The 7,251-nt window shown below is 59.4% G+C and carries 6 protein-coding genes; 1 reads left to right on the top strand and 5 read right to left on the bottom strand.

What is annotated here, in order from left to right; genetic code table 11:
* On the bottom strand, positions 1–1,585 hold a 1,585-nt coding region (locus ACPYOI_RS33810), incomplete at its 3' end, for an ATP-binding protein (RefSeq protein WP_481423999.1).
* Positions 1,586–1,692: 107 nt separating this feature from the next.
* Complete coding sequence (locus ACPYOI_RS33805; RefSeq protein ID WP_481423998.1) at positions 1,693–2,433, bottom strand: autoinducer binding domain-containing protein; 741 nt, start codon at positions 2,431–2,433, stop codon at positions 1,693–1,695.
* A 291-nt stretch (positions 2,434–2,724) separates the two neighbouring features.
* Here ACPYOI_RS33805 and ACPYOI_RS33800 point away from each other — a divergent pair, with 291 nt between their 5' ends.
* Complete coding sequence (locus ACPYOI_RS33800; RefSeq protein WP_481423997.1) at positions 2,725–4,488, top strand: glucan ABC transporter ATP-binding protein/ permease; 1,764 nt, start codon at positions 2,725–2,727, stop codon at positions 4,486–4,488.
* Between the two features lie 179 nt (positions 4,489–4,667).
* On the opposite strand, the gene ACPYOI_RS33795 is transcribed toward ACPYOI_RS33800, so the two are convergent.
* From ACPYOI_RS33795 to ACPYOI_RS33785, 3 genes are all read right to left on the bottom strand, one after another.
* Positions 4,668–4,991: a DUF6074 family protein gene (locus tag ACPYOI_RS33795; RefSeq protein WP_481418159.1), complete on the bottom strand. Its 324-nt coding sequence runs from the start codon at positions 4,989–4,991 to the stop codon at positions 4,668–4,670.
* Between the two features lie 279 nt (positions 4,992–5,270).
* A complete protein-coding gene (locus tag ACPYOI_RS33790; protein WP_481423996.1) occupies positions 5,271–6,509 on the bottom strand; it encodes an OpgC family protein in 1,239 nt (412 codons plus the stop codon).
* Between the two features lie 99 nt (positions 6,510–6,608).
* Positions 6,609–7,251, bottom strand: a 643-nt coding sequence (locus tag ACPYOI_RS33785; RefSeq protein WP_481423995.1) for a GH36-type glycosyl hydrolase domain-containing protein, incomplete at its 5' end; no start/stop codon positions are given.

Below are 7,251 nucleotides of genomic sequence, written 5' to 3'. Positions count from 1 at the left end.
TCTTCGGACCGAGCCTATCCAGCAACTGTTTCGTGCCGTCTGGAATGCCGCCGCCGTTGGTGTAGGGCACGACCGGTCTTGCTATGTCCGCAGGGGGCCGTGGGCGATCCTTGACTTCCGGGTGGCCGTTGACCGTCACGTCGGCAAGATAGGTGAGCAGCTTCGTCGCGCGATCCTGACGCTTGACCTGCTGGAAAAGCTCCGGCGTCGAGTCGATGAAGCGCGTCGTATAGCTGTTGTCCTTGAAGTTCGGATGCGTGATGATCGCTTCCAGGAAGGTGAGGTTAGTGGCGACGCCGCGGATACGGAATTCGCGCAGCGCACGGTCCATGCGGGCGATCGCCTCCAGCGGGTTCGGCGCCCAGGCCGTGACCTTCACCAGAAGCGGGTCATAGTAGCGGGTGATGATGGCGCCCGAATAGGACGTGCCGCCGTCAAGACGAATACCGAAGCCGGAGGCCGAGCGATAAGCGGTGATGCGGCCGTAGTCCGGAATGAAATTGTGTTCCGGATCTTCCGTGGTGATCCGGCACTGAAGCGCATGGCCGTTGAGCTTGATATCCTTCTGCTTCGGAACGCCCGATTCCGGCGTACCGATCGCGTGACCGTCGAGGATGTGGATCTGCGCCTTGACGATGTCGATGCCGGTGACGACTTCGGTCACCGTGTGCTCGACCTGGATGCGCGGGTTGACTTCGATGAAGTAGAATTTGCCGGTATCGGCATCCATCAGGTATTCGACGGTACCGGCACCGACATAGTTCGTCGCCTGGGCGATCTTCAGCGAATAGGCGGCGAGTTCCTGGCGCTGCGCTTCGGCGAGATACGGCGCCGGCGCGCGCTCGACCACTTTCTGGTTGCGGCGCTGGATCGAGCAGTCACGTTCGAAGAGATGCACGACATTGCCATGCGTGTCGCCGAGGATCTGGCTTTCAACATGCCGGGCACGCTCGACGAGTTTTTCGAGATAGACCTCGTCCTTGCCGAAGGCGGCCATCGCTTCGCGCTTGGCCTCGGTGACTTCGCGGGCGAGATCCTTCGGGTCGCGGATCGCGCGCATACCGCGGCCGCCGCCGCCCCAGGAGGCTTTCAACATCACCGGATAGCCGATTTCCTCGGCCATGCGGGCGACTTCCTTCATGTCGTCCGGCAGCGGCGCTGTGGCCGGAACGACCGGCACGCCGACCGAGATCGCCAGATTGCGTGCCGCCACTTTGTTGCCGAGCTGGCGCATCGTATCGGCCCGGGGACCAATGAAAGTGATGCCGGCCTTGTTGCAGGCATCCACGAACTCCGGGCTCTCGGAAAGCAGTCCGTATCCGGGATGGATGGCATCGGCGCCGGAAAGTTTTGCGACCCGGATCACTTCGTCGATCGAAAGATAACTTTCGATCGGCCCGAGATCCCGGGCAAGATGCGGGCCACGGCCCACCTGATAGCTCTCGTCCGCCTTGAAGCGGTGCAGCGCAAGTTTGTCCTCTTCCGCCCATATGGCGACCGTTTTTATCCCGAGTTCATTGGCCGCGCGAAACACGCGGATGGCAATTTCGGAACGATTGGCGACCAGTATCTTGGAAATGGGCAATGCAGTCTCCTCACGGCATTGAAACGGGCAATGCTGCACCCGCGAAGAGAAGTCTTAACGTGCTGTCACGGAAAGTTCAATTTCCTTCCGGTAGAACTTCCGGAGAGCTATGTAACGAGACCGTGCCGGAAGGCTAGCGCCACCGCTTGCTGGCGGTTCTTGGCCTTCAGTTTCTGCTGAAGTCCATTCATATACCAATCCACCGTGTGGTTGGAGATCTTGAGCACTTTGCTGATCTCAACCGAGGTCAGCCCCTCCGCAAGATAATGCAGAATTTCCATCTCGCGCCGCGTCAGCGGCATCTCGAGCGATGTCGCGCTCTCGAGAGCCTTCGCTTCACCCTTGAGCTCAAGCAGCCGCCAGAAGGCTTTGCGCGCGATCGTTTCGAATAGCGACATCTCGACCGGCGACAATTCAACTGGCCCGCCGCCGACGCTTAGGTTTCCGAGCACGCCGTTCCTCCCGTGAATGGGAAAGATGTAACCGTCGCGCAGGCCATGGGCATGCGCATCCGCCATCATCTGTTCCATCCGCCGCTGATTTGGGTCGCGCCGATAGGCCGCAAGGCTCTCCTTCCATCGAAATGGTCTCTGCGCCCGAGCCAGGTAGCGCACCGTAGGATCTACGAGGACGTACTTTTTCTCAATATAGGTTTGTGGCCATTTCTCGGGCCAATGCCCGGCAAGGACCAGACGCCAAGGTTCCTCGCTCTGCTTCAGGTGACGAAGGAGCCCGTAATATTCGAAACCGTAGAGGTGGACGGCTCGCCGCAGTTCCTCAACAACACCCTCTGGTTGCTTACATTCATCGAACACGACCAGAGACTGAACTAATGTATGAATATTCACAAGTGCCCCCTGCCCGGCAACGGGCGGCCTGAAGACGGCGATCAGCTCGCCGAATCAGGAATAGTGGTGTCATTACCAACGGGTCCTACTAAATTTTATGGTGTGCTAATGCTTGGTTTAAATGCAAGTGGAAATTGTTGCACTTTTAGCTGGCCGAACAGCTGCCGATCGAGTCATCTCGTCGCACCCCGCAGATAAGGATCATCTGAACGCTCCGTTAATCGTCGGTTCAGGTGGCTTTTTATAGCATCGCAACATCCCGTTTTGCAGATCGCACACAAGAGGTACGCCGTGTCGTTATTCAAGGTCTATGCAAGAGCTTTGCGCTACCTTGGCGCTTACAAGCTCCGCGTATCCCTGGTGGTCGTTGCGAACATTGTTTTAGCTGCGATCACGATTGCCGAGCCTATCCTGTTCGGTCGCATCATCGATGCCATCTCGGGCAAAGGTGAGGTCAAGCCGATCCTCTTCATGTGGGCTGGATTTGCCGTCTTCAATACAATTGCGTTCGTCCTTGTGGCGCGTGAGGCAGATAGGCTGGCCCACGGGCGCCGCGCTACACTGTTGACGGAAGCATTTGGCCGCATCATTTCCATGCCGCTCTCCTGGCATCACCAGCGCGGCACATCGAATGCGTTGCATACGTTGCTGCGCGCCTGTGAAACGCTGTTCGGCCTCTGGCTCGAATTCATGCGCAATCACCTGTCGACCGCCGTCGCAATCGCGCTTCTGGTTCCGACCGCCATGTCCATGGACCTGCGACTATCAGGCGTCCTGGTCGTGCTTGGCCTCGCCTACTGGCTGATTGGCCGCATCGTCATGAGCCGCACGAAGGATGGTCAGGCCTCGGTCGAGAACCACTACCACACCGTCTTCTCGCATGTCAGCGACTCGATCAGCAACGTTTCGGTACTGCACAGCTACAACCGCATCGAAGCTGAAACCAGGGCGCTCAAAGGCTTTGCTGACCGTCTGCTGCAGGCTCAGTACCCGGTGCTCGACTGGTGGGCAATTGCCGGCGCGCTGAACCGCATGGCATCGACCATTGCCATGATGATCATCCTGGTGATCGGCACGCTGATGGTTCAGGCCGGCGAGCTGCGGATCGGTGACGTCATCGCCTTTATCGGCTTTGCGAACCTGCTGATCTCGCGTCTCGACCAGATGCGCCAGTTCGCAACGCAGATTTTCGAGGCGCGGTCCAAGCTTGAAGACTTTTACGTACTCGAAGACTCCGTCCGCGAGCGCGAAGAGCCGGCGGGCAATGCCGACATCAAGGACGTCAAGGGCGAAGTCGAATTCCGGGACGTCTCCTTCGGCTTCGGCAACTCGTCGCAGGGCCTGCATAACGTCTCCTTCTCAGTGAAGGCTGGCCAGACGGTTGCGATCGTGGGCCCGACCGGCGCCGGCAAGACGACGCTCGTCAATCTCCTGCAGCGCGTCTACGATCCGGACAGCGGCCAGATCCTGGTCGATGGCCACGATATTACCAAGATCACCCGTAAGTCGCTACGCCGTTATATCGCCACCGTCTTCCAGGATGCGGGTCTGCTGAACCGTTCGATCAGCGACAACATCCGCCTGGGCCGCGAAGGTGCCAGCGAAGAGGACATGCGCCGCGCTGCCGAAGCAGCAGCCGCTGCCGACTTCATCGAGACGCGCGAGGAGCAGTATGAGACCCATGTCGGAGAGCGCGGCAACAGACTCTCGGGCGGCGAGCGCCAACGTGTCGCCATCGCCCGTGCCATCCTCAAGGACGCACCGATCCTGGTACTCGACGAGGCGACCAGCGCGCTCGACGTGGAAACCGAGAACCGCGTGAAGGCTGCGATTGACAACCTCCGTCAGAACCGCACCACCTTCATCATTGCGCATCGTCTGTCGACGGTACGCGAAGCGGACAAGGTGCTGTTCCTCGACGGCGGCAGCGTTGTCGAGCAGGGCAGCTTCGACGAGCTCAGCCATAGCAACGGCCGCTTCGCTGCCTTGCTTCGCGCCAGCGGTATCCTGACGGACGCAGAAGTCCGCAAGGCTCATACGACCGAAGCCGCTTAACCAAATTGAAAGACGAACTGAAACGGCCGGAAGGAAACTTCCGGCCGTTTTTGTTGGTGAGCTTCCATTTGGTGGTCCGCTAATGGGCGCGTCAGTCGACGACGGACTTAACGCCCTAGAATAGATGAACGCGCAAGAAATGTATGGCGCCGGGGCCGGCGAGTTGAGGCGGAGGATGGTTAGACGCTGCGGCGCTTTCTGTCTTGCGCTACACGGCTTTCGGCTATGGCCCGCATCTGGTGCCTCTCCACCAGCGCAGCCTGAACTGCGGCCTGGAAAGATAGGACGCGCTCCCGTATCTTCGCCTCGCCCAACCCGCATCGCGTCAGCTCATCCGCCAGCAGACGGCACTCCGCCTTCCAGAACGCGACAGCCGCTTCCCCATGCAGATCATCAAGAGCCGCGGCGCAGCGCTCGATATCGCCCGGCCGGGGGCGGTTCGGAAATATCACGATTTCACTCGTGGTCAGCGCAGCGAAATGAGTGTCGAAAGAAGATGCCATCGAATCGATCCATGTTTCCATGAGACTGTTAGGCTCGTGTGGTTAACGTTTGCCTTCCCTTCTTGGGACCGGCTGGCCGCTCGAGGTTTCCTGGACGCAACTCGACCCAAGTCCGGCAGCCGCCTGCCGGCGACTGGTTTTAGGTGTCAGGTCTGGAACATATGCCGAATGTCCGCATGTCTAGACTGTTTTTCTCGGCCAAAGCCCTGCTTACGAAGCCCCTGACTGCGAGCACCAGCGGTGCCGGCGGCGCAGACCCTGCGCCGAACACCAGAGCAATTAGTTGTTTCGGCTATCGCGATAAAACTTCTGGTCCTCATTGACGCGGACGGGGACAGGAATGGGAGCAGTTCCTCCCATCGATATGGTTTTCGCGCTGCCGCCGATGCGTTTCCGCTCGAGGTGATAGGCATAGGCGAACTGAACGGCAATGCCGACAATAACAAGGACAGGCCCAAAGATCTGGTCGTGGTTGGTCACGTAAAGCAGCACCTGCCCGACCATCGCCAGGATGGTTCCTGCAACGAATATGTTCAACGAGTGACGGCCGATGATCGTCAGCGGATGATCCGCCGGACGGCGCAGCGCGCTCGACAGCGCCGGGATATTGATAACCAGATAGGCGAGCGCCAGAACATGCAGCAGTCTCGGCAGCGACAGGAAGGTCTTGTCGAAACCGGTGAGAACCGGCGGCAGCCCAAGCGCGGCAAGCGAGTTCCCCAAGGCCCAGAGGTGGCCGACCACCCAGGCGAAGGAGAGCGCTACATAGCCCGAGGCCAGGATGAACAGGGCCGGGTGCTGGGGCAGCCTGCCGCCGCGCTTCACATGCATGACGGCGACGATGCCGATCGTGAAAATGAACTGCCAGGACAGCGGATTGAGGAACCAGTAGTCGGCAATGAGCATGTTGTGCGGAGCGATCTGATAGATGCCTGCAAGCAGCCAGACGGCCCCCGAAACACCGAGCGCCAGGAGCGGATGGATCGAGTTCAGGAGCAGGATCACAGGCACCATGAGCATCAAGGCACCGTACATCGGCAGGATGTTGTTGTAGCCGATCTGGTGGCCGAGCAGCAGCAAGGCCGGGATGCCTTCCTTCAGGTTCATCAGGACGGCGAGGATATTGATCTCGACCAGCAATCCCGGCCGGTGGAACAGCCAGGCGCCGCAGATGAACAATGCGAGCGTTATGAAGGTCGTGATCATATGGGCGAGATAAAGTGTGAAAGCGCGCTTCACAGCTTTCTTCGCCATCTCCAGCCGCCGGCCGACCTTGAAGCCTGAACCATAGGCAAGGCCAACGGCAATACCCGAGATCAGCACGAAGGCTTCGGCCGCGTCGGAAAAGCCAAAATTCTTCGTCGTCAGATCTTCGAGTATCTGGCCGGGAACGTGATTGATGAAAATCGTGATGAGGGCAAGGCCCCGCAAGACATCAAGTCTCGTATCGCGCTGTGGCCTTGCGGGGGAGTGGGACATGCACCGAGCGCCGACCGGATTCTTCGGCAAAGCCGCCATGATGTGTCTCCTGGTTTGATTTGCAAACGCGGTTGTGGCCAAAAGGGTTCCTCCTTCTGGCCACAACGAATCGCCGGAGTGAGCGCGTGGAAAATGCTGCTATCCGAGCGGATATCCCGATTTAGGATCGGCGACTTCGCTGTCGTTGATAGACAGAGTGTAGCCGTCCGGATTGGACGATTTTGAGACCGAAATGCGGTATTTCTCACCCGAATGTTCGATCTCCGCCGTGAAGCCATCCCAGCCGCTCGGCAGCGCCGGGCGAACGAAGACACGCTTATCTTTCAATCGGATACCGAGAATGCCTTCGACCGCAGCCCGGTACAGCCAGCCCGCAGAACCCGTGTACCACGTCCAGCCTCCGCGCCCTTTCAGCGCCCCTTCGCCATAGACGTCGGCAGCGATGACGTAGGGCTCCACCCGGTAGTGTTCAGCCGAGGCCCTATCCGAAGAGTGGTTGATCGGATTCAGAAGCTCGAAGCAGGCCATCGCATCGTCGCCTCGGTTGAGTTCGGCGAGCGCCATGACCACCCAGGTGGCGGCATGCGTGTATTGGCCGCCATTCTCACGGACACCCGGCGGGTAGGACTTGATGTAACCCGGATCCTTAGCCGACGTGGCAAAAGGCGGGGTAAACAGACGGATGATCCGTGCTTCCCTGTCGACGAGACGGTTCATGACCGCGTCGATGGCCTTTACCGCGTGATCCGGATCGCCTTCGCCGGAAAGCACACTCCAGGAC

It is taken from the genome of Rhizobium sp. SVR5-2C (assembly GCF_056755115.1).
Note: the sequence above shows the minus strand (reverse complement) of the source record. Positions and strands in the feature narration are given on the sequence as shown.